General features: G+C 61.7%; 23 protein-coding genes, 1 tRNA gene and 1 riboswitch. Of the genes, 16 read left to right on the top strand and 8 right to left on the bottom strand.

The features are described from left to right. Positions 1 to 245: 245 nt before the first annotated feature. Positions 246 to 2,060: an extracellular solute-binding protein gene (locus FEV16_RS10405; protein ID WP_138167682.1), complete on the bottom strand. Its 1,815-nt coding sequence runs from the start codon at positions 2,058 to 2,060 to the stop codon at positions 246 to 248. A gap of 407 nt (positions 2,061 to 2,467) precedes the next feature. Here FEV16_RS10405 and FEV16_RS10400 point away from each other — a divergent pair, with 407 nt between their 5' ends. The 6 genes from FEV16_RS10400 (at position 2,468) to FEV16_RS10375 (ending at position 7,977) form a co-directional block, all read left to right on the top strand. After that, the gene (locus FEV16_RS10400) at positions 2,468 to 3,184 is read left to right on the top strand and encodes an invasion associated locus B family protein (RefSeq protein WP_138167559.1); all 717 of its coding nucleotides are present in this window, start codon (positions 2,468 to 2,470) and stop codon (positions 3,182 to 3,184) included. 236 nt (positions 3,185 to 3,420) lie between these two features. Further along, a complete protein-coding gene (locus FEV16_RS10395; RefSeq protein WP_171015195.1) occupies positions 3,421 to 4,248 on the top strand; it encodes a cytochrome c oxidase subunit II in 828 nt (275 codons plus the stop codon). A gap of 115 nt (positions 4,249 to 4,363) precedes the next feature. Beyond that, on the top strand, positions 4,364 to 6,130 hold the full coding sequence (locus FEV16_RS10390; RefSeq protein WP_138167558.1) for a cbb3-type cytochrome c oxidase subunit I: 1,767 nt from the start codon (positions 4,364 to 4,366) through the stop codon (positions 6,128 to 6,130). Then, complete coding sequence (locus tag FEV16_RS10385) at positions 6,127 to 6,837, top strand: cytochrome c oxidase subunit 3 (RefSeq protein ID WP_138167557.1); 711 nt, start codon at positions 6,127 to 6,129, stop codon at positions 6,835 to 6,837. Before FEV16_RS10390 ends, FEV16_RS10385 begins: the two co-directional genes overlap by 4 nt. 13 nt (positions 6,838 to 6,850) lie before the next feature. Next, entirely contained in the window at positions 6,851 to 7,579 is a 729-nt protein-coding gene (locus tag FEV16_RS10380; protein ID WP_246657269.1) for a heme-copper oxidase subunit III family protein, read from the top strand. Between the two features lie 41 nt (positions 7,580 to 7,620). After that, complete coding sequence (locus FEV16_RS10375) at positions 7,621 to 7,977, top strand: cytochrome C oxidase subunit IV family protein (RefSeq protein WP_138167680.1); 357 nt, start codon at positions 7,621 to 7,623, stop codon at positions 7,975 to 7,977. A 277-nt stretch (positions 7,978 to 8,254) separates the two neighbouring features. Here the strand turns inward: FEV16_RS10375 and FEV16_RS10370 are convergent, their stop codons facing one another. From FEV16_RS10370 to dgcA, 6 genes are all read right to left on the bottom strand, one after another. Continuing rightward, entirely contained in the window at positions 8,255 to 9,682 is a 1,428-nt protein-coding gene (locus FEV16_RS10370) for an MFS transporter (RefSeq protein WP_138167556.1), read from the bottom strand. After that, positions 9,679 to 10,527: a polyphosphate kinase 2 family protein gene (locus FEV16_RS10365; protein ID WP_138167555.1), complete on the bottom strand. Its 849-nt coding sequence runs from the start codon at positions 10,525 to 10,527 to the stop codon at positions 9,679 to 9,681. The genes FEV16_RS10370 and FEV16_RS10365 overlap by 4 nt, the downstream gene beginning before the upstream one ends. Positions 10,528 to 10,559: 32 nt before the next feature. After that, positions 10,560 to 13,115: a plasma-membrane proton-efflux P-type ATPase gene (locus FEV16_RS10360; RefSeq protein WP_138167554.1), complete on the bottom strand. Its 2,556-nt coding sequence runs from the start codon at positions 13,113 to 13,115 to the stop codon at positions 10,560 to 10,562. 109 nt (positions 13,116 to 13,224) lie between these two features. Beyond that, positions 13,225 to 14,412, bottom strand: a complete 1,188-nt coding sequence (locus tag FEV16_RS10355; protein WP_138167553.1) for an HlyD family efflux transporter periplasmic adaptor subunit — start codon at positions 14,410 to 14,412, stop codon at positions 13,225 to 13,227. 37 nt (positions 14,413 to 14,449) lie between these two features. Next, entirely contained in the window at positions 14,450 to 15,961 is a 1,512-nt protein-coding gene (locus tag FEV16_RS10350; RefSeq protein WP_281404852.1) for an efflux transporter outer membrane subunit, read from the bottom strand. Positions 15,962 to 16,119: 158 nt separating this feature from the next. Beyond that, a riboswitch (Fluoride riboswitch) is annotated at positions 16,120 to 16,181 on the bottom strand. Between the two features lie 53 nt (positions 16,182 to 16,234). After that, a complete protein-coding gene (gene dgcA, locus FEV16_RS10345; RefSeq protein ID WP_138167552.1) occupies positions 16,235 to 17,218 on the bottom strand; it encodes an N-acetyl-D-Glu racemase DgcA in 984 nt (327 codons plus the stop codon). 197 nt (positions 17,219 to 17,415) lie between these two features. On the opposite strand from dgcA, the gene FEV16_RS10340 reads away from it, so the two are divergent. From FEV16_RS10340 to FEV16_RS10300, 9 genes are all read left to right on the top strand, one after another. Further along, on the top strand, positions 17,416 to 18,564 hold the full coding sequence (locus FEV16_RS10340) for an ABC transporter permease (RefSeq protein ID WP_138167551.1): 1,149 nt from the start codon (positions 17,416 to 17,418) through the stop codon (positions 18,562 to 18,564). A gap of 7 nt (positions 18,565 to 18,571) precedes the next feature. Beyond that, positions 18,572 to 19,429 carry an ATP-binding cassette domain-containing protein gene (locus FEV16_RS10335; RefSeq protein WP_138167550.1) on the top strand — a complete coding sequence of 286 codons (858 nt, stop codon included), beginning with the start codon at positions 18,572 to 18,574 and terminating at the stop codon, positions 19,427 to 19,429. Continuing rightward, positions 19,402 to 20,307: an MlaD family protein gene (locus FEV16_RS10330; protein ID WP_138167549.1), complete on the top strand. Its 906-nt coding sequence runs from the start codon at positions 19,402 to 19,404 to the stop codon at positions 20,305 to 20,307. Before FEV16_RS10335 ends, FEV16_RS10330 begins: the two co-directional genes overlap by 28 nt. 96 nt (positions 20,308 to 20,403) lie before the next feature. Continuing rightward, positions 20,404 to 21,000, top strand: coding sequence for an ABC-type transport auxiliary lipoprotein family protein (locus FEV16_RS10325; protein ID WP_138167548.1), 597 nt, complete (start codon positions 20,404 to 20,406; stop codon positions 20,998 to 21,000). Positions 21,001 to 21,276: 276 nt separating this feature from the next. After that, positions 21,277 to 21,666, top strand: a complete 390-nt coding sequence (locus tag FEV16_RS10320; protein WP_246657281.1) for a 2Fe-2S iron-sulfur cluster-binding protein — start codon at positions 21,277 to 21,279, stop codon at positions 21,664 to 21,666. A 182-nt stretch (positions 21,667 to 21,848) separates the two neighbouring features. After that, positions 21,849 to 22,898, top strand: a complete 1,050-nt coding sequence (locus FEV16_RS10315; protein WP_138167547.1) for an NAD(P)/FAD-dependent oxidoreductase — start codon at positions 21,849 to 21,851, stop codon at positions 22,896 to 22,898. Between the two features lie 122 nt (positions 22,899 to 23,020). After that, a complete protein-coding gene (locus FEV16_RS10310; RefSeq protein WP_246657268.1) occupies positions 23,021 to 23,620 on the top strand; it encodes a 4'-phosphopantetheinyl transferase superfamily protein in 600 nt (199 codons plus the stop codon). Between the two features lie 64 nt (positions 23,621 to 23,684). Next, positions 23,685 to 24,272, top strand: a complete 588-nt coding sequence (locus tag FEV16_RS10305) for an SRPBCC family protein (protein ID WP_138167545.1) — start codon at positions 23,685 to 23,687, stop codon at positions 24,270 to 24,272. 119 nt (positions 24,273 to 24,391) lie between these two features. Then, positions 24,392 to 25,096, top strand: a complete 705-nt coding sequence (locus FEV16_RS10300) for a sulfate transporter family protein (protein ID WP_138167544.1) — start codon at positions 24,392 to 24,394, stop codon at positions 25,094 to 25,096. A 7-nt stretch (positions 25,097 to 25,103) separates the two neighbouring features. Here the strand turns inward: FEV16_RS10300 and FEV16_RS10295 are convergent, their stop codons facing one another. Continuing rightward, complete coding sequence (locus FEV16_RS10295; protein ID WP_138167676.1) at positions 25,104 to 26,129, bottom strand: complex I NDUFA9 subunit family protein; 1,026 nt, start codon at positions 26,127 to 26,129, stop codon at positions 25,104 to 25,106. A 185-nt stretch (positions 26,130 to 26,314) separates the two neighbouring features. On the opposite strand from FEV16_RS10295, the gene FEV16_RS10290 reads away from it, so the two are divergent. Continuing rightward, a tRNA-Leu gene (locus tag FEV16_RS10290) sits at positions 26,315 to 26,399 on the top strand. Positions 26,400 to 26,460: the final 61 nt, after the last annotated feature.

The following is a 26,460-nucleotide window of genomic DNA, read 5'->3' as shown; positions in this document are numbered from 1 at the left end:
GGTTTTTTTGTTCCTCCATGTACCCCGCGACGAAGGCATCGAATTCCCTACGCGTCTTGCAAAGTGTCTTTTGACGGACGCTCGGCATCAATTCGCAAATCGGCAGATGCTCTTGTTCTCTTCGAAATCGGCGCTCGAAAATCGCTGCAGCGTCTTTTTGCCGACAATGGCGATCAACAGGTTGGCCTGCGACGATCGCCGCGGTTTCGACGAGCGACGGCCGCCAGCCGGTCCAAGCTCCGCGTTCAGCGCTGTCTCCACCAGCTTTCGAGAGTCGGGCTGAACATCGGCGATGCATAGCGCGGCAATTGCGCTGGCCGAGCGATGTCGGTCGAATGCGCGAGCCATTGTTCGGATGCGTGAAACAACGGCACGATATAAAAGCCGGAAAGCAGCACGCGATCATAGGCGCGCACGGCGGTGACGAAATCGTCATGACTCGTCGCCGCGAGCAGTGCGGCGATGAGCGAGTCGATCGCCGGCGAAGCGGCGCCGGCGAGATTGAACGAGGCTTCCTGGTTCGCACTTGCAGAACCCCAGCGCATGCGCTGCTCATTGCCGGGCGAGGCCGAAGCCACCCATTGACCGAGCATCATGTCGAAATCGAATTTCTGGCGCCGACGCTGATATTGCACTTCATCGACGAGACGCACACGAGCGTCGACGCCGATTCGTTGCAGCGACGCGGCGTAGTTGAGCGCGAGCCGTTCTTGATTACGGTCCTTGACCATGATCTCGAAGGAGACCGGCGCGCCGTCCTTCTTCAAGGCGCCGCCATCGATGCTGTAGCCGGCGCTTTCAAGCAAGGCGAGCGCGCGCTTCGCCATCTCGCGGTCGCGGCCAGATCCGTCATTGACGGGCGGACGCCAGCGCCCTTCCAGAATGTCTTCGCGCACCGCGCCGGGGAACGGCGCGAGCAAGGCGCGCTCGCCTTCGGACGCCGGGCGGCCCGAGGAAGACAATTCTGATTCGTCGAAGAAGCTTTTCGTGCGCGTATAAAGTCCGGCGTAGAGATTGGCGTTGACCCATTCGAAATCGAACATCATGCCGAGCGCTTCGCGCAGGCGGATGTCCTTGAACAGCGGGCGGCGCGTATTGAAGACGAATCCTTCCATGCCTTTGGGATTTTCGTTCTTCAGCGTCTCCTTCACCACGCGCCCCTCGGCCAGCGCGGGGAAGTCATAGCCGCTCGCCCAGCGCGTGGTGCTGGTTTCGTCGCGATAGTCGAGAAGTCCAGCCTTGAAGGCTTCAAACAGCGAATTGCCGTCGCGGAAATATTGTATGTCGACTTCGTCGAAATTGTTGAACCCGCGCTGGCTCGGCAGATCGGCGGCCCAATAGTCCTTGTTGCGGCGTAGCAAGAGGCGCTCGCCCACCTTGACGTCATCAATCACATAGGGCCCGGAGCCGATCGGCTTCGCGAGCGTGGCGTCGGAAAAGCGTTCAACGTCAGTCGCATGTTTGGGAAGCACCGGCATGATCGCGAGAATGAGCGGCAGCTCCCGGTCGCCGACGCCCGTGAGGTCGTAATGCACCGTATGTGCGTCGGGCGCGTCCACCGATTTGACGAGCCCATAGGCGATGCGCTGCTGCGGCCGGCCTTTCGTCTTCAGTAGGCTGAAAGAGAACAGCACGTCTTCGGCGGTGATCGGCTTTCCGTCGGAAAAGCGCGCGCGGGGGTCGAGATGGAAGGTCACCTGCGAGCGCGCCGGATCGATGTCGATCGATTGCGCGATCAAGCCGTAGAGCGTGAAGGGCTCGTCCTGGGAGCGGGCCATCAGGGTTTGGAAAACATTTCCAACAAGCCCCTGCGCGGCGGTTCCCGACTTGAGATTGAAGGGGTTAAGGCTGTCGAAAGTGCCGGAGAGGCCGACGCGAAGTCTGCCGCCCTTTCTGGCGCCTGGCTCCGCGTAAGGAAAATGATTGAAATCGCTCGGCAAGGCGGGCGCGCCATGCATGGCGATCCCATGCGTCGGGCAGGGGATTTCGGAAGACGACGGGGTCGGGGCCGCCTCTGCGCCGGGCAACGCCAAGAGGGCCGCGACCATGAGGGCGATCATGAGAATGAGCGGCGGCGCCAAGCTTGGCGGGCAGTGGCCCCGCATGCGCCGTTCGCCGCCGGCGGGGCGCCTCGCAGAAATCAGACGGATCTTCATGGGCGGACCATAATCCAACGTCCCGGGGCAAGAAGCCAGCCGCGCCGGAGTTTTCGGCCATTTTTTGTGAAATTTTCGCAAAAAATGCGGTCTCCTTAAGCATTGAGCGCGTCCCCCGGCTGGAATTTACTGCGCCGACCATGTAAGAGCGTTGCCGTCGTCTCGTCGGCGTCTCGCGATCGCGTTGGAACACGGCTGGTCAGGGTTCCACGGCGCTGTAGCGCGAAGGCGGCCTCCCGTTACGACGCGACCTTAAAAAAGATCCGGAGCCTGGGGGCGCCGGCCAGCAGGACAATCGAAAGGAACTTCCGATGTCGACCCATTTCTCGCGTTCTCGCGCGATAGCTCTTGCGGGAGCGTTGCTGTTCGTCAGCGGGGGCGCGTTGGCTCAGCAGGCCCCCGCGGCCGGCGCTCCGCAGCAACAGCAGCCTCAAGGACCGATCGCCGCCGATCTCGTCGCCGTGCAGCCCGACTGGACCAAGGTTTGCGGCGCGGATCAGCAGACCAAAAAGGAGGTCTGCTACACGACGCGGGACTTCGGCGTCTCGGCGAAGGAAGGGGAAGCGCCGCAGCCGCTTCTCGCGCTCGCGATCTACGATCCTAAAGGCGACGACCAGAAGATCATCCGCCTGCTGCTGCCGCCGGGCCTCATGCTGAAGCCTGGCTTCCGCTTTGCGATCGACAAAGGCCCGCAGGACGCCGGCGCGTTTGAAATCTGCTTCCCGAACGGCTGCTTCGCCGAAGCTAAGGTCAAAAAGGCGGTCGTCGACGGCATGAAGAAGGCCGAGAAGATGACGGTGATCGTCAAGAATCAGGCGAACGCCGAAGTCACTTTCTATCTGCCGCTCGCCAATTTCGGCAAAGCCTTCGACGGTCCCGCGATCGATCCGAAGGTGCTCGAGGAGCAGCAGAAGAAGCTGCAGGAAGAGCTGCAGAAGAAGGCAGAGGAAGAGCGCAAGAGGCTCGAGGCTCAGAAGGGCGCCGCGCCGACCGTGCAAAACGGCGCGCCAGCTGCGCCGAAAAAATAAGTTCTCACAGAACTTAATCCTAACCCGCGCGGGACTTTGGACCGCGCGGGTTTTTTGTCGCCTGGACGGCGTGCTGCAGCGAAAGACCTTCTCCGCGGCCTCGTCCTCTGCAACTTAATCACGGAGATTCGCCAAACTCTTGGCGCTCGCTTGGGGCGCGCGTCACTTTGACGCAAACCGAAAGCCCGGTCTATATTGACGTATCGGCCCAATTTCGCGGCGAGGACAGACAGCGCATGTACATCGCCCTCGTTATGGTCCTGGTGGTTGTCGGTTCCATTCTGTTCCATATTTTGAGTCCCTGGCGGGCGACGCCGATCGCTTCGAATTGGGGCTTCATCGACGATACGATGGGGCTCACCTTTCTGGTGACTGGCGCAGGTTTCGTCGCCGTCATTTTATTCATGGCCTATTGCCTCTACCGCTTTAGCCATCAGCCAGGCCGCCGCGCGGCCTATGAGCCCGAAAACCAGAAGCTCGAAGCCTGGCTTGGAATCGTCACGACGATCGCCGTCATCATTCTGCTGGCGCCTGGCCTGCTGGTTTGGGGCCAGTTCATCACCGTGCCCAAAGACGCGATGGAGATCGAAGCGGTGGGGGTCCAGTGGAACTGGAGCTTTCGCCTGCCGGGCGCCGACAATCAGCTCGGCTCGAGCGACGTTCGCTATATCGACTCCGCCAATGCCCTCGGTCTGAGCCCGGCCGATCCGAAGGGACAGGACGATCTGCTGGTCACGGCCGGCGAACTGCATCTTCCGCTCGGCAAGCCGGTCAAGGTCCTGTTGCGCTCGATCGACGTCCTACATGATTTTTACGTCCCGGAAATCAGGGCGAAAATGGATCTCGTGCCGGGCATCGTCACATATTTCTGGTTCACGCCGACCAAGATCGGCGAATATGAGATACTCTGCGCCGCCTATTGCGGCACGGGGCATCCGCAGATGCGCGGCAAGATGATCGTCGAGTCTGAAGCCGACTTCGAGGCCTGGCGTACGGCGCAGCAGACGTTCGAGCAATCGCGAAAGAGCGACGCAGGCCGAGACAAACGGGCTTCTGCGCAATGACGCTTACCGACGCTCGTCGCGCCGCATTGACATTCATCGCCGCCGAGAGGGCGCCGCCGCCATGGCGCTCGATCAATCGCCGCAGGCGCGACGGAGGCGAAGGGAGGAGCGTTCGATGACCGACGCCAGCGTACCGCAGAACGTCGCTCCGCCGCCGGCGGAAGTGGAAGACGTCGAGCTTTATCACGCTCACAGCTGGATCACGAAATATGTCTTCTGCCAGGACGCCAAGGTCATCGCCATTCAATATGCCGGCACAGCCATCACCGTCGGCATTCTGGCGCTCGTGCTGTCCTGGGTGATCCGCCTGCAGCTCGCTTTCCCAGGCGCGATCCCGTTCATTGACGCCCAAGTCTATTATCAGTCCGTGACCATGCACGGCATGATCATGGTCGTCTACATGCTCACCGCCATCTTTCTCGGCGGCTTCGGCAACTATCTCATTCCACTGATGGTCGGCGCGAGGGACATGGTGTTCCCTTACGTCAACATGCTCAGCTACTGGGTTTATCTGATTGCCACGCTCGTCCTTGTGGCGAGCTATTTCTTTCCTGGCGGACCGACCGGCGCCGGCTGGACTCTTTATCCGCCGCAATCGATTTTAACCGGCACGCCGGGCCATGAATGGGGCATCATTCTGATGCTCGCCTCTTTGATCCTCTTCATCATCGGCTTCACGATGGGAGGATTGAATTACGTCGTGACCGTGTTGCAGGCGCGCACCCGCGGCATGACATTGATGCGCATGCCGCTCACGGTATGGGGCATTTTCGCCGCCGCGGTGATGGCGCTTCTCGCTTTTCCCGGACTTTTCGTCGCCTGCGTCATGCTGCTTCTCGACCGCACGCTCGGCACGAGCTTCTTCGTGCCGTCGATCGTCGAACTTGGCGAACACAAGGAATATGTCGGCGGGAGTCCTATCCTGTTCCAACACCTGTTCTGGTTCTTCGGCCATCCGGAAGTCTACATCGTCGCGCTGCCGGCGTTCGGCATTGTTTCCGATCTCATCAGCGTGCACGCGCGAAAGAACATCTTCGGCTACAGGATGATGGTTTGGGCCATCATCGCGATCGGCGTGCTGAGCATGGTAGTGTGGGGCCATCACATGTATGTGAGCGGCATGGACCCGTGGTTCGGGTTCTTCTTCGCCGTCACCACGCTCGCCATCGCGGTGCCGACGGCGTTGAAGGTCTACAACTGGGTGCTGACTCTTTGGCACGCCGACATCCACTTCACGACGCCGATGCTGTTCGCGCTCGGCTTCCTCGTCACCTTCGTCAATGGCGGCATCACCGGCCTTTATCTCGGTAACGTGATCGTCGACGTGCCGCTATCAGCGACGCTCTTCGTTGTCGCGCATTTCCATATGGTGATGGGCATTGCGCCAGTGCTCGTCATTTTTGGCGCGATCTATCACTGGTATCCGAAAATCACTGGCCGCATGATGGATGAGCGGCTCGGCAAGATCCATTTCTGGATCACCTTCCTCGGCGCCTATGCGATCTTCTTTCCGATGCACTATCTCGGCGTTCTCGGCATGCCGCGACGCTTCTACGAGATGGGCGAAACCGCCTTCGTTCCGGCCTCGGCCACGACGCTCAATATTTTCATCACCATCACGGCGCTGGCGGTTGGCTTCGCTCAGTCGATCTTCTTCTACAATCTCTTCAAGAGCTTGAAATATGGCGCGCCAGCGGGCGGCAATCCGTGGCGCGCGGCCTCGCTCGAATGGCAGACGCCCGAGACGCCACCGGGCCATGGCAACTGGGGCAAACAGCTTCCGGTCGTTTATCGCTGGCCGTACGGTTACAGCGTTCCCGGCGCCCCCGAAGATTACCTGCCGCAGAACGCGCCGCCGGTCAGAGGAGAGCGTTCGCCATGAGCGTGATGGGTCTCTTCTTCATCTTCATCTTCACGGTTGCGATTCTCTGGTTGGCGCGCCAGGGCGTCATGGAGTCGCCCTGGCTCGAGGAAGGCGAGGTCGCGCATTACCGTCGCGCCGCCGGCGCTGAGCCGCCGCCCGCCACAAAAGTGGCGCTCGCAATCTTTCTTGCCGTCGCCGGCTGTCTGTTCTCGCTGCTCGCCGCCGCGTTTTTCATGCGCGGCGATGCGCCGGACTGGCAGATGCCGCCGATCCCCGGCGTTCTCTGGTTCAACACATTTCTTCTCGCGGCGAGCAGCGTCGCCTTGCAGGCTGCGCTCGTCGCCGCCCGTCGGGCTGACGTCGAGCGCGTGAAGACCGCCTTGCTCATTGGAGCTGCGACGGCCGGCTTTTTCCTGATTGGACAGATGTGGGCGTGGCGCGAACTGATCGAACTGAAATTCTTCGCCTCGAGCAACGCGGCGAACGCCTTTTTCTATTTGCTGACGGGCGTGCATGCGCTGCATCTCGTCGGCGGCCTCGTGGCGCTCGCGCGCACGACCGACAAGGTTCGCAACGCGACGCGGATCACCAAAGAGCTGACCACGAGCGTCGAGCTCTGCGCCATCTACTGGCATTTTCTGCTGTTTGTCTGGCTGCTGATGTTCGCCATGCTTATCGGCTGGGCCGATGGATTTGGCGTCATCTGCCGGCGTCTGCTTTCGTAAAAGGGAATGCGCCATGACGGCGGAACATGTTTCGACTGAGCATGTGACGATTGAGCCAACACTGCGGAGCCGTGCGCTCGGCGTCGTCGCCGACTGGTCCTCGGATCAGCGCTCGTTCAAGAGCGCCTCCTGGGGCAAGGCGATGATGTGGATCTTTCTCGTCAGCGACACCTTCGTCTTCAGCTGCTTCCTGATTTCCTACATGACCGTGCGCATGTCCACGACTGTGGAATGGCCGCACCCCAGCGAAATCTTCGCGCTCGACATCGGCGGCAAGAAAATTCCTCTCATTCTCATCGCCATCATGACCTTTGATCTCATCACGAGTTCGGGCACCATGGCGATGGCGGTCAACTTCGCCTATGCGCGACAGCGCAAGAAGGCCGCGATCCTGATGCTGGTGACGGCCTTCTTCGGCGCCGCCTTCGTTGGGATGCAGGCCTTCGAGTGGAGCAAGCTCATTCACGAGGGCGTGCGGCCTTGGGGCAATCCTTTCGGCGCCGCGCAGTTTGGGTCGAGCTTCTTCATGATCACGGGCTTTCACGGTTTCCACGTGTCGGTCGGCGTGATCTTCCTGCTCCTTATCGCGCGCGCCGTGTGGCGCGGCGATTATGACGTCGGCCGGCGCGGCTTTTTTACGAGCCGCAAGGGCCGATATGAGATCGTCGAGATCATGGGCCTATATTGGCACTTCGTGGACCTTGTCTGGGTCTTCATCTTCGCTTTCTTCTATCTGTGGTGACGTCTTCGACAGGGGGAAAAATGACGGCGACGACGGACGATATGACGCATGGCCATGTCCCTGTCGCGCAAGCGGCGCAGCCCGCGGCGCAGGCGCATGGCCAGCAGCATCCGATCAAGCTCTATCTTCTGGTGTGGGCGCTGCTCTTCGTGCTGAGCGCCTGCTCCTATCTCGTCGATTATTTCGACGTTCAGGGCTATCTGCGCTGGTTCCTGATCGTCGTCTTCATGTTGCTGAAGGCAGGGCTCATCGTGGCCGTCTTCATGCACATGGCCTGGGAGCGGCTTGCGCTGGTCGTCGCTATTCTTATGCCGCCGATGGCGGTTCTCGTGCTGATGGCGATGATGGCGTGGGAGGGCGAATACACCAAATATCTGCGCGAGTTCTTCTTCGGATGACGGCCGAGCAAACTTCGCAGGCGGTCTGCGAGATCAGTGCGGATGAGAAGAGACGATCATCGCGCCGCCAATAAGGCGATCCTCATCGTCCTTTCGGCGCTTTGCGTCGTGATGATCATTTTTCTCGGCGCCTGGATGCTCGTTGCGCGACTGTCTTAGAGCGCTTCCCGATCACATGGAATCATGTGATCGATAGGGAATCGCTCAAAATCAAAACGTTGGAGCAGGTTCTCATCGAAAAAGTCTTTCAACTTTTTCGGAACCTGCTCTAGCGGCCCTATTCCTCGAGCGCGCCTTCTTCATTCACAGCATGCGCAAAGCCGGCCGTCGCCATCAGCCCGGCGACGCTGACGGCGACCATGACCGCGACGACGCCGACGAGCCCCCATGCGTCTTGAAGTTGCGGCACCACAAAAGTGCCGACGCTTGCGCCGATCTTAGCGCAGGCGGCGGCAAAGCCGCTCGCCGAGGCGCGGATCGCCGTCGGGAACAGCGTCGGCGCAAGAGTAAAGGTCGTGGCGTTCGGTCCGGCGTTCATCATAAAATTGAACAGCACGAAGCCGCCGATGACAAAAGCGAGATGTTCTTTCGCGCCATTGTCGGTCATCGCGGCGAAGAGCAACAGCAGCATGCCGAGCGCCATGCCGCTGAAGCCTGCAACCTGCATCGTGATGCGGCCATAGCGCGGAACCGCGAAGAGGCTCGCCACAAAGCCGATGACGAGAAAGGCGTCGACCGCCGCGCTGCCTTCGGCGTCGGCGAAGTCCGCGGCGATTGGCCCGGCCTCGGCGCCGCTGAGATGCATGGCGCCGAGAATGACGGGCGTGAACAGGCCAACGCCGTAGGTCGCGACGTCCATCAACATCCAGGGCAACGAGACGAGCATCGTGCGCGCACGATAGGCCGCGCTGAACAGCGTCGAATAGCCGACGTCCTGCGCGTGCGGCGACGGGTCCGGCCTCCATGCCGCGACAGCTACTTCTTCCGCATCCGGGTCCACGGCTTTCTCGCCGAACTCCTTTGATAAGGTCTTGAGCAGCGCCGTCGCTTCGCCGATACGTCCCTCTGTCACCAGCCAGCGCACGCTTTCCGGCGCCCATAGGCGCGCGATAAGGAAAAGCAACGCAATCGCGCCGCTGGCGCCAAACAGCAGCCGCCAGTCTTCCGTCGAAGGCCGCAGCTTCAATATTGCGAGTCCGGCAAGCGCCGCCGCCGCCATGCCGACCGACTGCAAGGATATCGTCGCGACGGTCATCCTGTTGCGCGTTTTGCGCGGCATAAGCTCGGACACATAGGCGCCGCTCGTCGGGAAATCGACGCCAACACCGACGCCAAGCAGAAATTGCGAAAGCAGGATCAAGCGGGGGTTCGTCGCCGCCGCCCCGATGAAGCATGCGAGCGCGATGATCGCCATGTCGGCGATGAATGTGCGCTTGCGGCCGAACCTGTCCGCGCCAATCCCGCCGAGCGCTGAGCCCGCAACTGCGCCGAGGACAAGAGCCGAGCCAATAAGCCCGACGAAAAACGGACTGATCGGAAAGTCGCGTTTGAGCAGCGGCAGCGCGACGCCGAGTCCAGATACCGAGAAACCATCCAGAAATGCGCCGCCGCTCGCCGCAAGCCAATAGGCGTAATGGCGCCAGGTCATCGGCGCTTTATCGAGCGCCGAAAAGAGCGAGTCGGCGTGCGATGGCGACGCCGTCAATGGCCCTTGTCCTCTTTGTCTTTCGCTTCGTGATAGAGCTTGCGAATCTCGTCGATGTCGACGGTAGGCTTCGGCAGCTTCAGGTCGAGATTGTCGAGCGTATCGGCGATGATGCTGGAAACCGCCAGATTACGAAACCATTTGTGATTCGATGGAATGACGAACCATGGCGCATGTTCGGTTGAACAGCGCGACAAGGCGGCCTCAAAGGCCTTGATGTAATCATCCCATTTCTCGCGCTCGGTGTAATCGCTCGCGCTGATCTTCCATTGGTGCGCCGGATCGTCGAGACGCGCCTTGAAGCGCTTCAGCTGCTCGTCCTTGGAGATATAAAGGAAGAATTTTAGAATCGTCGTCTTGTTCTCGACGGCGAGCATCTTTTCCCATTCATTGATGAAGTCATAGCGCGGCTTCCACACCTCTTTCGGCGCGAGCTTATGCACGCGCACGACGAGCACGTCTTCATAATGCGAGCGATTGAAGATCGACGCGTAGCCGCGCCGCGGCGCATGTGGATGAACGCGCCACAGAAAATCATGCTCCTGTTCCTCAGGAGTCGGCTGCTTGAACCCGGTCACTTCGACGCCTTGCGGGTCCATGGCGCTGATGACGTGCCAGCAGGTGCCGTCCTTGCCGGCGCTGTCGATGCCCTGCAGGACAATCAGCAGGGAGTGCGTGCGGTCGGCGTAGAGCTTGCGTTGCAGCTCGGTGATGCGCGCCAGATGGCGCTGCAAGTCCTGCGCCGCTTCGGCGTCGTTTGCGTAGTGGCCGTGGAACGCTGGATCGATCGATCCGAGATCGACATTCGAGCCTGGCTCGACGCGGAACTTTTTGAGCAAATTCATTTGCGCCGTCCCCTTCGTCCCGTCGTTTTGGCTCAACCGGCGAGCGTGACGCGGTTGGCCGTCAGGTTCCTGTCACGCCGCCCGGCCAGACGCCAGGATATGATCTTCACGATTTCCGCCACGACGACCCAGAGAAGGCAGTAAAGCCAAACGCCGACGATCGCCGCGCCCGGCACGGCGTCGACGCCGATTCCATAGAGGCAGAGCAGTATGGCGACGACTTGAGTCGCCACAATCGCCCAGAACAGTCTGGCGCTCGGGTAGGGCGGCGCAAAGATCGCTTTCTTCGTGCGCACGCTGAAGAGCAACAGATGGCCGCCGACGGCGAGCTGCAAAAAGAGAAGCGTCTGCAACTGGCCGGGGTCGATCGGAATCATGGCCTGCAGTGAGTCGTCAAGCGTCCAGCGCATGCCGATCAGTAAAAACCCGAACGTCTCCGCGACTGCGACCAGTCCCATCAGCGATGCGAAAAAGAAGATGCGCTGCATGTCCCATCTCACCGGCCGCGGCGCGACGGGAACATTATCGTAGGCGATGGTCATGATCGGAATGTCATCAAGGAGCGCGAGCGCGACGATCATGATGGCGGTGAGCGGCTGAAACTCGAACAAGACGATTGACGCGACGACGACGATCATAATGTCGAGCGTCATGGCGATCCGGTAATGAATGTAGCTTTCGATGCGCTGGAAAATCTGTCGCGACACGCGGATCGCGTTGATGATGGTGGAAAGTCCCGGCGCCGTCAGGATGAGCGCGGCGGCGCTGCGCGCAGCGTCGGTCGCGCCGCTGACGGCGATGCCGCAATCCGCCTGTTTGAGCGCTGGCGCGTCGTTCACGCCGTCGCCAGTCATCGCGACAATATGGCCGACCGACTGGAGCGCCTTGACGATTTCATATTTGTGCTCGGGAAACACCCTGCCGAAGCCGTCGGCGCGCTCCACCGCTTCGACGACGCTGCGCGACAGAGCGCCATCCTTTGCGCCCTCTTTGAAGATGTCGCTTGCGACGAGAAGATGCGAGCCCATGCCGAGTTGTTCGGCGATATCGTCGCCAATGGCGACATCATCGCCGGTCACCATTTTGACGTTGAGACCGAGCGCGCGCGCCTCGGCAATGGTCGCCTTGGCGTCGGCGCGGGGCGGGTCCATCATTGAGATTAGTCCAACGAGCTGCCACCTCGCGCCGTCCTCCGACATCGCCACGCCCAGCGCGCGCTGGCCCTTTGCGGCGAGCGCGGCCACGTCATTCTGATAGCGTTGCAGAGTTTGCGAATCGGGCCGGACAAGCGCGGTAATCGCCTGCGGCGCGCCCTTGGCGTAATGGCGGACGCCGCCAGAGCTATCTGCGACCGTCGAGATCGTGCGTTTGCTTACCGGGTCGAACGGGGTGAAGGCCTTCTGCTTAAAACCGTCGAGCGAATCGTGAGCTGGCAGCGCCGCCATCACCGCGAGGTCAATCGCGTCTTCGCTGCTCCTTTGCGTCGCCAGCGCGGCGAAAAGCAGCACGTCGTCGCTCTTGAAAGCGCCGTAAGGAGTGGCGCTTTGCACCGTGAGCTTATTCATCGTCAGCGTGCCGGTCTTGTCGCTGCACAACACGTCGACTCCGGCAAGCTCTTCGATCGCGCTCAAGCGTGAAACAATGGCTTTCTGCAAGGAGAGCGCATAAGCGCCGATCGCCATGGTCACCGACATCACCGCCGGCAGCGCCACCGGAATCGACGCGATTAGCAGCACCAGAACATATTGTGTAATGGAGCCGACGCGGTTCCAGCTCCAATCATCGGGCGCGATGACTTCCCGGTAAAGCTGCGCGCCGACGAGGATCAGCGCCAAAAAAAACGCGAGCAACAGAAGAAAATCGCCGACCTGCGTCACGGCGCGCTGCGAATGCGAAACGGCCCCGGCGGCTCCAACGAGCTTCGCGGTGCGGCCGAAGAAGGTGCGCCCGCCCGTCGCCGTTACGACGCCTGTCATCGCGCCTTGTTTGGCGATTGCGCCGGAATAGGCGTCGTCGCCGATCTTCTTGGAGACCGGCAGGGATTCGCCGGTGAGCGCCGCCTGATCGCAGCTTAAGTAGTCCCCTTCGATGAGCAAGAGATCGGCGGGAATAATCTGGCCAGCGGCGACGCTGACGATATCCCCCGGCGTCAGTTCGGCGGCTGGGATCGTCGTCCAGGCGCCGTCGCGCAACACGCGCGCCCGCGGCGCGAGGTTTTTCTTTAAGGCGGCGAGGGCGTTCGCCGCCTTGTTGTCCTGCCAGAAGCCGACGATGGCGTTATAGAGAAGAAGACCAGTGACCACGCCAAAGTCCGGCCAGTCCCGCCGCACGGCGGAAATGACCGCCGCGGCTTCAATGAGGAATGGCAGCGGCCCCCAGAAATAGCGGAGCAGACGGCGCCATTTGCTTTCCGTCTTATCCTCAAGCGCGTTGGGGCCATATTCGGCGAGGCGTTGCGCCGCTTCACCGGCGGTCAGGCCGTCCTTCGTCGCTTTCAGCGACTCGAGTCGCTGCGCGATCTTCGCCTGTATCGGATCTTGGGACGGCGAAGATTGGGCCGCCGGAGATTTGGCGCTGACGTCCGGCATGATCTCTCTCTGCATGCGATAGATCAAAAATATCCGGATGGATGTTAGGGCGCGATCGGGGTCCCGCCAATAGCGTCGCCGAAGCGCAAGTCGAATTAACCTTGGAAATCTATTCTGTGGCTGTGCAGCCGACGTCGTCCGACGCCCCCGCGACGTTATCCTTCACGATCTTGTCAGCGCGCGATTTCGCCTCGGCGAGATCCTTATCGTAGATGTTCGTCAGATATTCGTCGGTCGTCGTTTTCACGATGGATTTATTCGGCGATTGCAGCGGGCCGGACACATCAATCGACGCGACTGTCGACAAGCCGGGACGCAAGGGTTGCTTTTCGAGCTCGTCCGCCCGCAAGTCGATGCGCACCGGAATGCGCTGAACGATGCGAATGAAGTTGCCGGTCGCATTGTCTGGGGGAAGAGTCGCAAAGACTGCTCCAGAGCCAGGAACAAGTCCCGCCACTTCTCCGTGGTAGATCTGGTCCGATCCATAGAGATCGACCCTGATGATCGCCGGTTGCCCGGGACGAATGCGGGCCATTCTGTTTTCCCAGAGATTCGCCTCAATCCAAAGGTGGTCGAGCGGAACGATGTTGAGAATCCCATCGCCGGGACGCACGCGTTGGCCGACCTGGACGCGGCGCTTGGCGACGTAGCCGGTCGCCGGCGTGCGGATGTTCTGGCGCACGAATTCGAGGTAAGCGTCGTTGTAGCGCGCCTTGGCGGCTTCAATGTCGGGATGATTCATGCGCGTCACGCCGACCACGCGCGCCTCGACGGCTTGATATTCGGCCCGCGTCTCGCGCAGATCGGCTTCTTGCGCGGCGAGCTGATCCTCGGTGTTTTGCAACACTTGATGCGACGCGGCGCCGCTAGAAGCCGCCTGTCTGTATCTCGCGAGATCGTGGCGAGTCCTGTCGCGAAGCGCAGCGCGGGAAATGATCTTTTGACAGACTTGAGCGCGCAGAGCGAAAAGCGCGCCGACGGCGCGAACCGCGCGACCAAGCTCGGCCTCCGCCTGCGCCAGCGCCGCTCGTGCGCGCTGCCCGTCGAGTCGAACGAGCACGTCGCCTTTCTTCACGAGCTGCGTTTCTTCGGCCAGCACGGCGGCGACGACTCCGGTGGCGTCGGCTTGCACCGGAATGATGTTTCCGGTGACGAAGGCGTTGTCGGTCGTCACCCAGTTGCGGTCATAAAAATACCATCGCGACAAAGCCATCAGCGCCCCGACAAGGACCGCCGCGATGACGATCTTGAGCAGGAGTTCTCTGCGGGAGCGGATGCTTTTGCGGGAGAGCGCCATCGACGAGTTCGCGTTCTTCTATAAGTCTTTGGTACGCTCAGCCGCCGCCAAGCGCCTGGATCGCCTCGACGGCCGGCGTCAGAGGGTCGTTTTCCGGCGCAGGTTTTGGCGCGGCGGGTGAGGGGCCGTCTGCATAGCCGCCGCCGAGCGCCTGATAAAGGTCTACGGCGGCGATGAGCCGGTCGCCTTCGAGCGCGCGCTGCACGAAGCCCGACTCGAGAAGATCGACGCGTTCGGCGACCATTTCTCGCCGATCCTTAAGCCCGTCGCGCAGGCGCGATTGCGCGAGGTCGTATTGCGCGCGAGCTGAGCGCGTATAGCGGCTCTGCGCCTCATATTCCGTGCACGCGCGTTTGAGATTGACGATGGAGTCGGCGACTTGCTGCGCCGCCTGCAGTAGCGTCTCGTTATAGACGTCGACCGCCTGATCGTAATCGGCGCGCTGCCCCTCGAGATTTCCGCTGAGTCTGCCGCCTTGAAAAATTGGCAGGCGCAGTCCGGGCGAAACGGCGTAGCCGATTGCGGAGGGCGTGAAGAGAAAACCTGCGAGCTTGCTGATCTTCGTCGAGGTCACGGAGGCTTCAAAACCGCCGGTGATCGCAAGATCGATTGAGGGAAGAAAAAGCGCCTTCGCCGCATGGATACGCGCCGCCGCCGCCTCGGCGCGGCGCAGCGCCGCGGCTAGATCGGGACGATGGACGAGCAGTTCGATGGGCAGGCTTCGCGGCAGCGGCGGCAATGCGGGCTCTGGCGCGCCTCGGCTAGCGTAGAGGTTTCGTGCGGCGTCGGGTCCTTCGCCCATCAGCCGGGCGAGCGCATCCTGTTGCAAAGTCAGGAACGCCTGCGCGGCGGCTTCGCGCCGGACGGCGTTCTCAAATTCGGCGCGGGCGATCTGCACCCCGTCTAATGAGTCGAGCCCGGTCCGATAGCGGGTCTCGGCAAGCGCCACCAGATCGCGGCGCAGGCGCGTCAGGGCTCTTGCGACCTGGAGCTGTCGCGCCGCGGCGTAGCCGCGCAAATATGCGCGGGCGACTGCCGTAGTCAGTAATAGGCGCGCCTGTTCGAGTTCGGCTTCTTGCGCCGCCGACTCGCCGATCGCCGCGTCGAGCAGGGCGCGGTTCTTCTCCCAAAAATCAAACTCCCAAGTCAGCGCCAGCGGATTCATGAAGGCCATGGTCTTCTCCAATCCGCCCTGCGCCGGATTGTAGGAGGCCACGACGCCGTGCAGAGGGTTGCGGGATTGCCGCATGCCGAAGGTCGCCTGAACTTCCGGCAGGAGTCTTGCGCCGGCGACCTGCACGAGAGCGTCCGCGCCGCGCAGCGTATCTTCCGCCTTTCTCAAGCTCTGATTGTCGCGCAGCGCCTTGTCGATGACGCCGTCGAGTTCGGGGCTGCGGAAGGCGCGCCACCATTCTTCGCGCGGCCAGCCTGTGTCGTCGGAGACCGCGAGCCCGGATCGCGCCAGCGTCCGCTCCATGGCCGGCGCGCCGAGAAATTGCGCGCGCTCCAGCTGGGCGGTTGGCGTGCAGCCGGCGAGAAGAAGCGCGATCGGGATTCCGCGGAATAGCCGACGGCGACGCGCGCACAGCCCAGTCGGGCCTACCCGCAGAGACCCGCGGCCGGGGCGTAGGCGCGCACGACGTGCTGCGGGCTCTCGATCCAAGAGGATACTCCTACACTGCACCAACGATCGAAGAACGCGGCGGCGAGTTCGTAGGAGTCATCAGCCTTTTCGGCGGTTGTCGGGGAACTCCATCCCCATCCGTTAAAACTTAGTTTATGACAGAGCTACCGGTCAATAAGTCCAATTTGAGGCGTCCCGCTATCCCCAGAGCTCCGGCGCTGGCGGCAGGAGCGTCGAACCCTCGTAGGACAGTCCTGGCGAGCGATCGCGCGCAAGAAGCAGCGGTCCGTCGAGATCGACATAGGCCGCCATCTGCCCCACGAGAACGGCGGGCGCCATGGCGAGAGAAGTTCCCACCATGCAGCCGGCCATGATCGAAAAGCCCATATCTTGCGCCGCGCGCGCAAGGGCCAGCGCTTCGGTGAGGCCGCCGGTCTTATCGAGCTTGATGTTGATGGCGTCGTAGCGGCTTTTCAGCGGCGCGAGCGATGCGCGGTCATGCACGCTTTCGTCGGCGCAGATTGGCACGGAATGCGCAAAGCTCGCGAGCGCTTCGTCTCGGCCGGCCGGCAGCGGCTGCTCAACGAGCGCGACGCCGCAATCGGCGCAGGCGGCAAGGCGGCGGGCAATGGTTTCCGCGTCCCATGATTCATTGGCGTCGACGATAAGGGTCGAAGTCGGCGCGCCGGCGCGTACGGCGGCGAGGCGCGCGTCGTCGCCCTCTCCGGCGAGCTTGATTTTCAACAGCGGCCGACCGGCGGCCTTTTCAGCTGCGGCGCGCATCTCGTCAGCCGCGCCGACCGAGATCGTATAGGCCGTGACGAGCGGCGAGAGCGCGTCAAAACCCGCGGATAGATGGGCAGGAACGCCCGAAAGCTTGGCCTCGAGGTCCCAGAGCGCGCAGTCCAGCGCATTGCGCGCCGCGCCCGCCGGCAACAGACGCTGCAAGGCGGCGCGATTGGCGCCGGCTTCGAGGGCTTCGCGCACGCTTTCAATGGTCGCGACAACGCTTTCGACGCTTTCGCCATAACGGGCGTAGGGCACGCATTCGCCCCGTCCGAGGGCGCCGCTTTCGGCCAAAGTCGCGGTCACGACCACGGCTTCAGTCTTGGCGCCGCGGGCGATCACGAAGCGGCCGGCGATCGGGTAAGTCTCGACAGCGATGGATAATTTCCGCTTCAAATCTCTCTCCGAGGCCCGCAATCCGCGCAGCGCAAGGGCGCGGTGATGTGCGCCGACGCGCTTGCTGACGCCAATTCACGGAGTTATCACGTTTTTGCAAGCGGCCGCGCCTGTGGCGTCGGCGGCGCGCCATAATCGGCGGATAGGATGACGCCATCGATGAGCCGGTTGTTGACGCGAGCGCAGAGCGAATCCCGATGACCGTCGCCGCGGTGCAGCGTCCCCCAAAGGTCATGCGTCAAGCCTCAGCCGAAGGCGTCCGCCTGTCGCTTTCGGGAGACTGGACTCTTGTCGCCTCCCAGCATCTGGAGAACGAGGGGCGCCGCATCGTCGATGAGGCGCGACGAGACCGAATGGTGGCCATCGATCTTTCGGCGGTCTCACAACTGGACACCGCCGGCGCCTGGCTGATCAATCGCGCGCGGCATGACCTCGCACGCCGCGACATCGCTGTCGCGCTCGAACATGTGCGCCCGGAATATTTGACGTTGCTCGAGGAAACGCACTATCGCGCCTTCGAGGCGCCTGCGCGGCCGAGACTTAATTTGGTCTTCGCCCTACTTTCGGACCTTGGCGAATCGGCTGTCGATGCGCTGCGCGAATTTTACCGCGGCGTTTCGTTCCTCGGGGAATTCATGGCCTCGATGATCTATGTGGCGACGCATCCACAGCGATTCAGGTTCACATCGCTCGTTGCGCAGATCGAACTCATCGGCTTTCGTAGCGTGCCGATCATCGTGCTGATCAATGTGTTGGTCGGCGGCATTGTGGCGCAACAGGGCATCTTTCAGCTCCTGAAGTTCGGCGCCTCCAGCTACACGGTCAGCCTGATCGGCATCCTCGTTTTGCGCGAACTCGGCGTTTTGCTCACTTCGATCATGATCGCCGGCCGTTCGGGCTCGGCGATCACCGCCGAACTCGGCTCCATGAAGATGCGCGAGGAGATCGACGCGCTGCTTGTGATGGGTCTATCTCCCATCGAGGTGCTGATCGCGCCGCGCGTGTTGGGTCTCATCATCTCCCTGCCGATTCTGACCTTCATCGCCGACATGGCGGCGCTCTTTGGCGGCATGGTCGTGTCCTGGTGGTACGGGGGAATAAGCCCCGTCGCTTTCGCGTCGTTGCTCAAGGACGCGATCGCGTTGCATACGTTTATGGTCGGCATCATCAAGGCGCCCTTCATGGCCCTGGTGATTGGCCTCATCGCCTCGATGGACGGGCTCGCGACGAAGGGTTCCGCCGAGTCGCTGGGGCGGCAGGTCACATCCTCGGTGGTGAAATCCATCTTCATGGTCATCGTGATGGATGGGTTGTTCGCCGTGTTTTTCGCGTCGATCGACTATTGAGCGGGCGATGACCAACTCCTCCACCACTCTCAACGGCGCGCTTCAACCGCGGCCTAACCGCGACATCATCATCAGCGTGCGCGATCTCGTCGTCGGCTTTGGCGACAAAACGATCATGAAAGGGCTCAATCTCGACGTTTACCGCGGCGAGGTGCTCGGATTCGTCGGAGGGTCCGGGCAGGGCAAGTCGGTGCTGACGCGCGCGATCCTCGGCCTCGTGCCGACGCGCGGCGGCGCTATTCGCATTTTTGGGCAGGATCGGGATGCGCTGGGGCCGATCGAACGCCGCGCCCTCGAACAGCGCTGGGGCGTGCTGTTTCAGAACGGCGCGCTGTTCTCCGGCCTCACGGTCAAGCAGAATATTCAGATGCCGATGCGGGAAACCCGCGAACTCTCGCAGCCTCTGATGGACGAGCTGGCCATGCTCAAGCTTGAGCTTGTAGGGCTTGGATCCGACGCGGCGGACAAATTTCCGTCAGAATTGTCGGGCGGCATGGTGAAGCGCGCGGCCCTGGCGCGCGCCTTGGCGCTTGATCCCGAGCTTGTGTTCCTGGACGAGCCGACTTCGGGGCTCGATCCGATCAGCGCCGCCGAATTTGACGAGTTGATCGGCACGCTGCAGCAGACCCTCGGGCTGACCGTGTTCATGGTGACACACGATCTCGACAGCCTGTATTCGATCTGCGACAGGGTGGCGGCGCTCGCCGAAGGTCGGGTCATCGCCTCAGGGCCGTTGGAAACCTTGCTCGCGTCCGACCATCCCTGGCTGAGAGCCTATTTCCACGGCGTGCGCGGCGGCCGTCTGAGCGCGGCGCGCGTCGAGCAGAAGGACGAAGAATGGAAACCCGCGCCAACTACGCCCTGATCGGCGCTTTTACGCTGGCGGCCGCCTTCGCCGCCTTCCTCTTCGTCTATTGGTTTTCCGGACCCAGTCAGATCGGCCGGCAGGAAACCTATCAAATTATTTTTCCGGGGTCTGTGTCAGGACTGACTCGCGGGGCGTCGGTGCTGTTCAATGGCGTAAAGGTCGGCGAAGTCACGCATCTTGGCATTTCCGAACAAGATCCGAGCAGAGTCGACGTTCTTGTCAAGATCGACAATCGGACGCCGGTGAAGACCGACACGCGCGCGCGCTTGGAGTTTCGCGGATTTACCGGCGTCGCCGACGTTCTGCTTATCGGCGGCACGCCGGGCGCGCCGGATCTCACGGCTCAAAAAGATCAAAAATATCCTCAGATTCAGGCCCACCCTTCCGAGTTCCAGAACTTGCTCGTCAATGTTCAGAACCTGTCGACGAAGGCCGCCGAACTCATCACCAAACTCGACAAGCTCGTCGACGAAGGCGGTCCGGCGCTGACGGCGACGCTCAAAAACGCAGAGACGGTCAGCAAGTCGCTCTCGGACAATTCCGCTTCGATCGTAAGGTTCATTCGCGACGCGTCCGATGTCGCGCAGTCAATGAAGCCAGTGGCGGCGCGGCTCGACAAGGTGCTTGCGGCCGCCGATCAGACGATCAAGGCGGTCGACCCAAAGCAGATCAAGGCGATCACCGGCAACATCGCCGGCGCTTCGGAACGTATCAACCGTTTCGCCGGGACAGGGCTTCGCGAGTATGAGCAGCTTGCGGTGGATGGGCGCAAGGCGATCGGCACATTCGACCGCACGCTGCGTTCAGTCGAGAAAAATCCATCACAATTTATCTTTGGACCGTCCCAGTCGGTGCCCGAATATCAAGGTCAGTAGAACGGCCTGAGCGTGGCTTTATGGCGATGCGCGGATCGGTTAGAAGGACGAAAGCCCGACTCGGCGCGCGGGCGAGATTGGGGCTGCGGGTCGGCGATGAAACTGAAAGCGTCCATGGCGACGCGACGCAAGGCCGCGCGGATGGCGGCGATCGCGTTACTTGCGCTTGTCGTGGGCGCCTGCGCGCAGGCGACGCGCGAGACGTTTGATCTGACGAGCGACATGGCCGGGTTGCGCGGCATCGCTTTGCGCGGCGGCCCCCCGGTCTTTGTCAGCGAACCGGCGGCTGTCGCCCCAACCTCGTCAGATCGCATCGTCGTTCGCGCAGCCGATGATAGTGTCGCCGTACTTCCCGGCGTGCAATGGTCGGAGCCTTTGCCGCTTCTTTTTCAGCGACGCCTGATCGAAAGCTTGCAGCGCTGCGGGCTTTCGGCTTCCGCCGGCATGGGCGCGCAAACCAGACTGCAGACAGACCTGCGTCGCTTCGAGATCGACATCGCCCGCGATCTTGCGGTCATCGAAGTTTCCGTCGAACTGATCGACGTGAACAACGGCCGGGCGCGGGCGGCGCGGATCTTTATCGAAGAAACGCCGGCGCCTGACCATATCGGGGCGCAGGCCGCGCGGGCGCTGAGCGACGCAGCGGCGCAAGTCGCGCTGCGTATCGGCCAATGGACGCGCGCTCGGTTGTAGCGGCGCGAACGCGCGCGCATTGTTCAATAAAAACGCCTTCCTAACGCGAAACTAGGGATTTTGCGGCGCGCCTCTCTGGGCGCTGCGCCATCGAATCACATTGAATGTGGCCTAGGGTCGCGCGCATCCGAGAGGGGCTAGCGCAGCAAACAGGCGGGTGCTAACTGAACGGCGACTTGGGCGCGCCGCGTAAGAACAATGGCCTGCGGCGTTCGGCTCGATCACAATCGGGAAAGCGCGGCAAGAACCAGCATGGATGAGGAAGAGACAGGCGTCATGGCGAAGATGAGCTTTGAGGATGCTGCGACCCGCTATGGCGCCGAACCGGGTGGCGGCGCGCCGACAAAGGTCAAGATCACCTTCGTGGATTCGCAGGGCCAGGCCCGCACCGTTGAAGGCGAGGTCGGCTCGACGGTGATGGAGACCGCGCGTCGTAACGACATTCCGGAGATCGCCGCGGAGTGCGGCGGCGCCTGCGCCTGCGCCACCTGTCACGTCTATGTCGATGAAAACTGGACTGAAAAGACCGGCAAAGCGTCGCAGATGGAAGAGGATATGCTCGACTTCGCCTTTGACGTGAAACCGAATTCGCGGCTTTGCTGTCAGATCACCGTCAGGCCGGAGCTCGAAGGGCTCGTCGTGACGACCCCCGCCCAGCAGGGGTGACGCGTAAGTCTTCTAAACTGCGCGGGTTTGAATCTCTCGACAAATGCGATAGACGACAGGGACGGCGCTGAATTTTGAAGAGCGGCGGGCGCAAGAAGCGTCCAAGCGGGAGCGCCGGCTCGCGACGCCAGAGCATAGGCGTCTTTCCTCTTCAAGGCTTTGAGGCTTACCGGGAATTGACCATGAACCAACTTAAAGAAGCCGCGATCGAAACCGATGTCGTCATCGTCGGCGCCGGTCCGGCGGGTCTTTTCTCGGTGTTCGAACTCGGCCTCCTGGACATTAAGGCGCATGTCATCGACATTCTGCCGCGCGCCGGCGGCCAATGTTCCGAGCTCTATCCCGAAAAGCCGATCTACGACATTCCCGGTCTCCCGGTTTGCACCGGCCAGGAGCTGACCGACAATCTCTTAAAGCAGATCGAGCCCTTTCGTCCGACCTTTCACTTCAATGAAATGGTCGAGACGCTCACGCCGCTTGGAACGGCAGAAAAACCTGAATTCCGTCTGAGCACCGACTCGGGGAAGATCTTCCACGCCAAAGTCGTCTTCGTCGCCGCGGGCGGCGGATCGTTTCAGCCCAAAAAGCCGCCGATCCCGAAGATCGAATCTTATGAAGGCAAGTCGGTGTTTTACGCCGTGCGCCGTATGGAAGACTTTCGCGACAAGAACGTCGTGATCGTTGGCGGCGGCGACTCGGCGCTCGACTGGACGCTCAATTTGCAGCCGGTGGCGAAAAAGCTGACGCTCGTTCATCGTCGCGACCAGTTCCGCGCCGCGCCGCATTCCGTCACGGCGATGCAGGAGCTTGTGGCGGCGGGCAAGATCGACTTCAGGCTCGGCCAGATCGCTACCGTCGAAGGCGAAGACGGCGAGATGGTCAGCGCGACTCTCAAGGGCAATGACGGCGTCGAAGAAAAGCTCGCCTGCGAACGGTTGATGCCGTTCTTCGGCCTCACCATGAAGCTTGGTCCCGTCGCCGATTGGGGACTTCAGCTCAATGAAAATCTCATTCCCGTCGACACCGAGAAATTCGAGACGAGTCATCCCGGCATTTTCGCCGTCGGCGATATCAATTATTACCCCGGAAAGTTGAAGCTCATTCTTTCGGGCTTCCACGAGGCCGCGCTTGCTGCGCAGAAGGCCCATCGTTACGTCTATCCCGACAAGAAGCTCCTGTTCCAATACACGACGTCCTCGACCAATCTTCAAAAGAAGCTCGGGGTCTCCTGACGCCGGCCGACGCCACTGAAAAAAGTTTCACCGCCTTCGTCGATGTTTCATTCATCGACCTCGCGGCGATCGGCGACGATGAATGGCCAAGGCTTGCGGCGCTCCTCGACGAAGCTGAAACAGTGCGGGCTGCGCGTTTTGCGTTTGAGGCCGATCGACGCGCCTATGTCGCCGCGCATGCTCTGCTGCGCGCGCGCCTCTCTGACCGCGCTAAGGGAATCGCGCCCGCCGAATGGCGTTTCGGCGCGACGTCTCACGGCAAGCCCTTTCTGTTTTCGCCGCCCGTCGGCCTCGACTTCAGCCTCTCGCATACGCGCGGCATGGTCGCTGTGGCGATCGCGCAAGGGTACGACGTTGGCGTCGACGTCGAGTCATTTGCGAAGCCCCGAGACGCCTTGAAAGTGGCGGAGCGATTTTTTGCGCCAGAAGAAGCGGCGCTCGTGCGCTCCAAGTTTGATCCGGCGTCGCAGAGCGAAGTTTTCTTCGCGATCTGGACCCTCAAGGAAGCCGTGCTAAAGGCCGATGGGCGGGGATTGGCGCGCGGACTCGACAGCTTTGTCGTCAGCCTGTCGCCGCTCGCCGTTAGCAGCGAATCAGAGGAGACTTACGCCCTGGCGCAATGGCGTCGCGGCGGTTTCTTCATCGCCGCGGCGGCGCGCGGCGGCGAAGCAAATTTTCGTGTCGAGGAAGCGCGTCCGTCTGAGCTGATTCAGGTCGTTTGAAGCTCGAGCCCGGCGCGCTAGTTTCATCGCGAGTTCTTAATCGCACAGGCATTGGAGGAGATTTATGGCCGGAATGCTATTTATCGTCATTTGCTACGCTGCGGCTTTGCTTGCATTGGCCATATTTCTCCAGCCCAATAGCTTCATCGTGCGGCGAGAGGCTGTCATCAATGCGCCGCCGCGCCAAGTCTTCGCGGCGATCAACAATCTGCGCAATTGGGAGTCATGGTCGCCTTGGGCGAAGCTCGATCCAAATGCTGAAACCCATTACGAAGGGCCCACAACGGGTCCCGGCGCGGCTTTCGAATGGTCCGGCGACAAGAAGGTCGGCGCGGGGCGTTTGACGATCGTGGACAGCCTGCCAAGCGAGCGCGTCGACCTGAAGCTCGATATGCGCAAGCCTTTTGCGGCGGCGAACGACGTGACCTTTTTTCTGGCGCCTGACGGCGAATTCACCGAAGGTCGATGGCTGGCGCGCGCGCTTGGTTTTGGCGGCGAGTCAGCAGCCCGTAAAACTCATGTCGTGTGGAGCATGTCCGGCGACGCCAGCTTCATGAGCAGGGCCATGAACATCTTCATGAGCCGCGATAAGATGATTGGCGATCAATTCGAGAAAGGTCTCGAAAATCTCGGCGCGTATTTAAGCAAATAACGCCGGCCGATATGGGTGAGCGGCGCTTGCGTCGCTCGACGCAAGACGCCATCTGCACGGTGAGCGCAACGCGCCCGGCGTGCGCGATCCCATGATCCACTCGCGATGATCGAATCCCAATGACCGAAATGTTCAACGCCGCTTTGGCGGCTCTGCGTCAGATCGTGACGCCGCCGTTCCGCGCGGTCCTCGTCAAAAGTCTGGGAATGACCTTCCTGTTGCTTGCGTTGGCCTGGGTCGGCCTCGACAAGCTCGCCATGTCCTTTGTGATGGTCGATCATCCCTGGCTGCAGACGGCTTTGGCCTATGCGACGGGCGCGGGACTGTTCTTCCTGATGGCGTTTCTCATCGCCCCGGTCTCCGTGCTGGTTTCAGGACTGTTCCTTGACGATCTCGCCGACCATGTCGAAGCGGACCTCTATCCGCCGGGGCGGCGCGGCCGCGCCATTCCTGCGACTCAGGCGATGTTCATGGCGCTGCGCTTCGCCGGCGTATCGGCGATCGTCAATTTCTTCGCGCTGCTGCTGCTCTTCGTGCCGGGAATAAACGCGGCGGCGTTTCTTATCGCCAACGCCTATCTCTTCGGCCGCGAATATTTTCTTTTCGCCTCGACGCGTTTTCGATCGCTGCAAGAATCAGAGGAAATGCGCCGCCGCCATGCGCCATGGCTGTTCGTGGCCGGACTGTTCATCGCCGTTTTTGTGGCGACGCCGGGACTGAACGTGCTGACGCCGCTCTTTGCCGTCGCCTTCATGACGCGCATCCATCGGATGCTATCGCCAGGGCTTCGCGAGGGAACGGCGCAGTTTGGCGATCGGCGCTAGCTCAACGCTAGACGGATTCGCCCATTCGCTGCGTCTGATACTGTCCGACCTTGCGATAGCGGTAGAGATAGGTCGGCACGATCGATTCGATCGATTGCGGATCACAGACGCCGAGGCTTTGAAGCGTGCGCCCTTCAACCTTCGCCGCCTCGCTGACGACATTGTCGTGCTTCAGCAGCTCGACTTGATCTCGCGTCATGCGCAAGAGTTTCGGGAAGAGGCCCAAGGAAAGTTTCGTCAGCATTTGCGTCACGACGGCCATGAGTTTGCCGAAGCCGAAGGAAAGTTTCAGGACTCGGCGCTCGCGCTGCGCGACCTTAAGGGCATAGTCGATGATGTCCGCGAAGCTTTTAACCTCGGGGCCGCCGAGCTCATAAACGGCGCCAGCCTTAGCGCGCCCCGCAAGCGCGGTCGCGACGGCGTGAGCGACGTCGCCCACATAGACCGGTTGGAATTTGGTATTGGCGCCGACGATCGGCACGACGGGAAAGTAGCGCGCCATCGTCGCGAAGCGGTTGAAGAAATCATCTTCCGGTCCGAAGATGATCGATGGACGCAGGATGACCGCGGAAGGAATCTCCGCGAGCATGGCCGCTTCGCCTTCCGCCTTGCTGCGGCCATAGGCCGAGCGAGATTCCGGGTCGGCGCCGATTGCGGAAATATGCACGACATTGTCGATGCCGGCCTCTTTCGCCGCTTCGGCGATGACGTGCGCGCCGCCTGCCTGCACGGTCGCAAATTTCTGCGCGCCGGTTTCGGCGAGAATACCGACAAGATTGACGACGGCGGATGCGCCGCGCAGAGCCGCCTTGATCGACTCCGGATGGCGCACATTGGCCTGCACCGCCATCACCTGGCCGACGCGGCCGAGCGGCTGGAGATAGAAGGCGAGGTCAGGCCGCCGGCAGGCGACGCGCACGCGCCAGCCATCGCGCGCTAAGGCGCGCACGACATGACGGCCGACGAAGCCAGAGCCGCCGAATACCGTCACCACGCGTCCCGCGCCAATGGTCAGGTTATTGTCGCCGATCATCGAGATGTGCTCCGCTTGCGCCGCGCCGGCTCCCGCCGGTGAAATGGTCGCCAACGCTCTAGCGAAATTTGACGACGAAGGAAATGCGCGAGGAAGCGCGGCGTTCCGCGCAGGCCGGTCCGGCGTTTTTGGTCAAGGCGCGCATTGACAGGGAGCGTCCGCCGCCCCTATGAGACGGGCGCGATGCCCAGGTGGCGGAATTGGTAGACGCGCTGGTTTCAGGTACCAGTGGTGAAAGCCGTGGAGGTTCGAGTCCTCTCCTGGGCACCAAACAATGTGATAGCCGTTTGCTATCTGCGCTTCCTGAATTGATTTGGCTTTCTGCGTTCCC

The sequence above is a fragment of the Methylocystis sp. B8 genome (assembly GCF_005771425.1).
Classification (GTDB): domain Bacteria; phylum Pseudomonadota; class Alphaproteobacteria; order Rhizobiales; family Beijerinckiaceae; genus Methylocystis.
The sequence above is the reverse complement of the archived record's forward strand: the minus strand, read 5'-3'. Positions and strand labels throughout refer to the sequence as shown.

Coding starts and splice junctions, on each gene's coding strand:
- FEV16_RS10405 (WP_138167682.1), bottom strand. CDS start 2,060: ATGATCGCCCTCATGGTCGCGGCCCTCTTGGCGTTGCCCGGCGCAGAG.
- FEV16_RS10400 (WP_138167559.1), top strand. CDS start 2,468: ATGTCGACCCATTTCTCGCGTTCTCGCGCGATAGCTCTTGCGGGAGCG.
- FEV16_RS10395 (WP_171015195.1), top strand. CDS start 3,421: ATGTACATCGCCCTCGTTATGGTCCTGGTGGTTGTCGGTTCCATTCTG.
- FEV16_RS10390 (WP_138167558.1), top strand. CDS start 4,364: ATGACCGACGCCAGCGTACCGCAGAACGTCGCTCCGCCGCCGGCGGAA.
- FEV16_RS10385 (WP_138167557.1), top strand. CDS start 6,127: ATGAGCGTGATGGGTCTCTTCTTCATCTTCATCTTCACGGTTGCGATT.
- FEV16_RS10380 (WP_246657269.1), top strand. CDS start 6,851: ATGACGGCGGAACATGTTTCGACTGAGCATGTGACGATTGAGCCAACA.
- FEV16_RS10375 (WP_138167680.1), top strand. CDS start 7,621: ATGACGCATGGCCATGTCCCTGTCGCGCAAGCGGCGCAGCCCGCGGCG.
- FEV16_RS10365 (WP_138167555.1), bottom strand. CDS start 10,527: ATGAATTTGCTCAAAAAGTTCCGCGTCGAGCCAGGCTCGAATGTCGAT.
- FEV16_RS10360 (WP_138167554.1), bottom strand. CDS start 13,115: ATGCCGGACGTCAGCGCCAAATCTCCGGCGGCCCAATCTTCGCCGTCC.
- FEV16_RS10355 (WP_138167553.1), bottom strand. CDS start 14,412: ATGGCGCTCTCCCGCAAAAGCATCCGCTCCCGCAGAGAACTCCTGCTC.
- FEV16_RS10340 (WP_138167551.1), top strand. CDS start 17,416: ATGACCGTCGCCGCGGTGCAGCGTCCCCCAAAGGTCATGCGTCAAGCC.
- FEV16_RS10335 (WP_138167550.1), top strand. CDS start 18,572: ATGACCAACTCCTCCACCACTCTCAACGGCGCGCTTCAACCGCGGCCT.
- FEV16_RS10330 (WP_138167549.1), top strand. CDS start 19,402: ATGGAAACCCGCGCCAACTACGCCCTGATCGGCGCTTTTACGCTGGCG.
- FEV16_RS10325 (WP_138167548.1), top strand. CDS start 20,404: ATGAAACTGAAAGCGTCCATGGCGACGCGACGCAAGGCCGCGCGGATG.
- FEV16_RS10320 (WP_246657281.1), top strand. CDS start 21,277: ATGGCGAAGATGAGCTTTGAGGATGCTGCGACCCGCTATGGCGCCGAA.
- FEV16_RS10315 (WP_138167547.1), top strand. CDS start 21,849: ATGAACCAACTTAAAGAAGCCGCGATCGAAACCGATGTCGTCATCGTC.
- FEV16_RS10305 (WP_138167545.1), top strand. CDS start 23,685: ATGGCCGGAATGCTATTTATCGTCATTTGCTACGCTGCGGCTTTGCTT.
- FEV16_RS10300 (WP_138167544.1), top strand. CDS start 24,392: ATGACCGAAATGTTCAACGCCGCTTTGGCGGCTCTGCGTCAGATCGTG.
- FEV16_RS10295 (WP_138167676.1), bottom strand. CDS start 26,129: ATGATCGGCGACAATAACCTGACCATTGGCGCGGGACGCGTGGTGACG.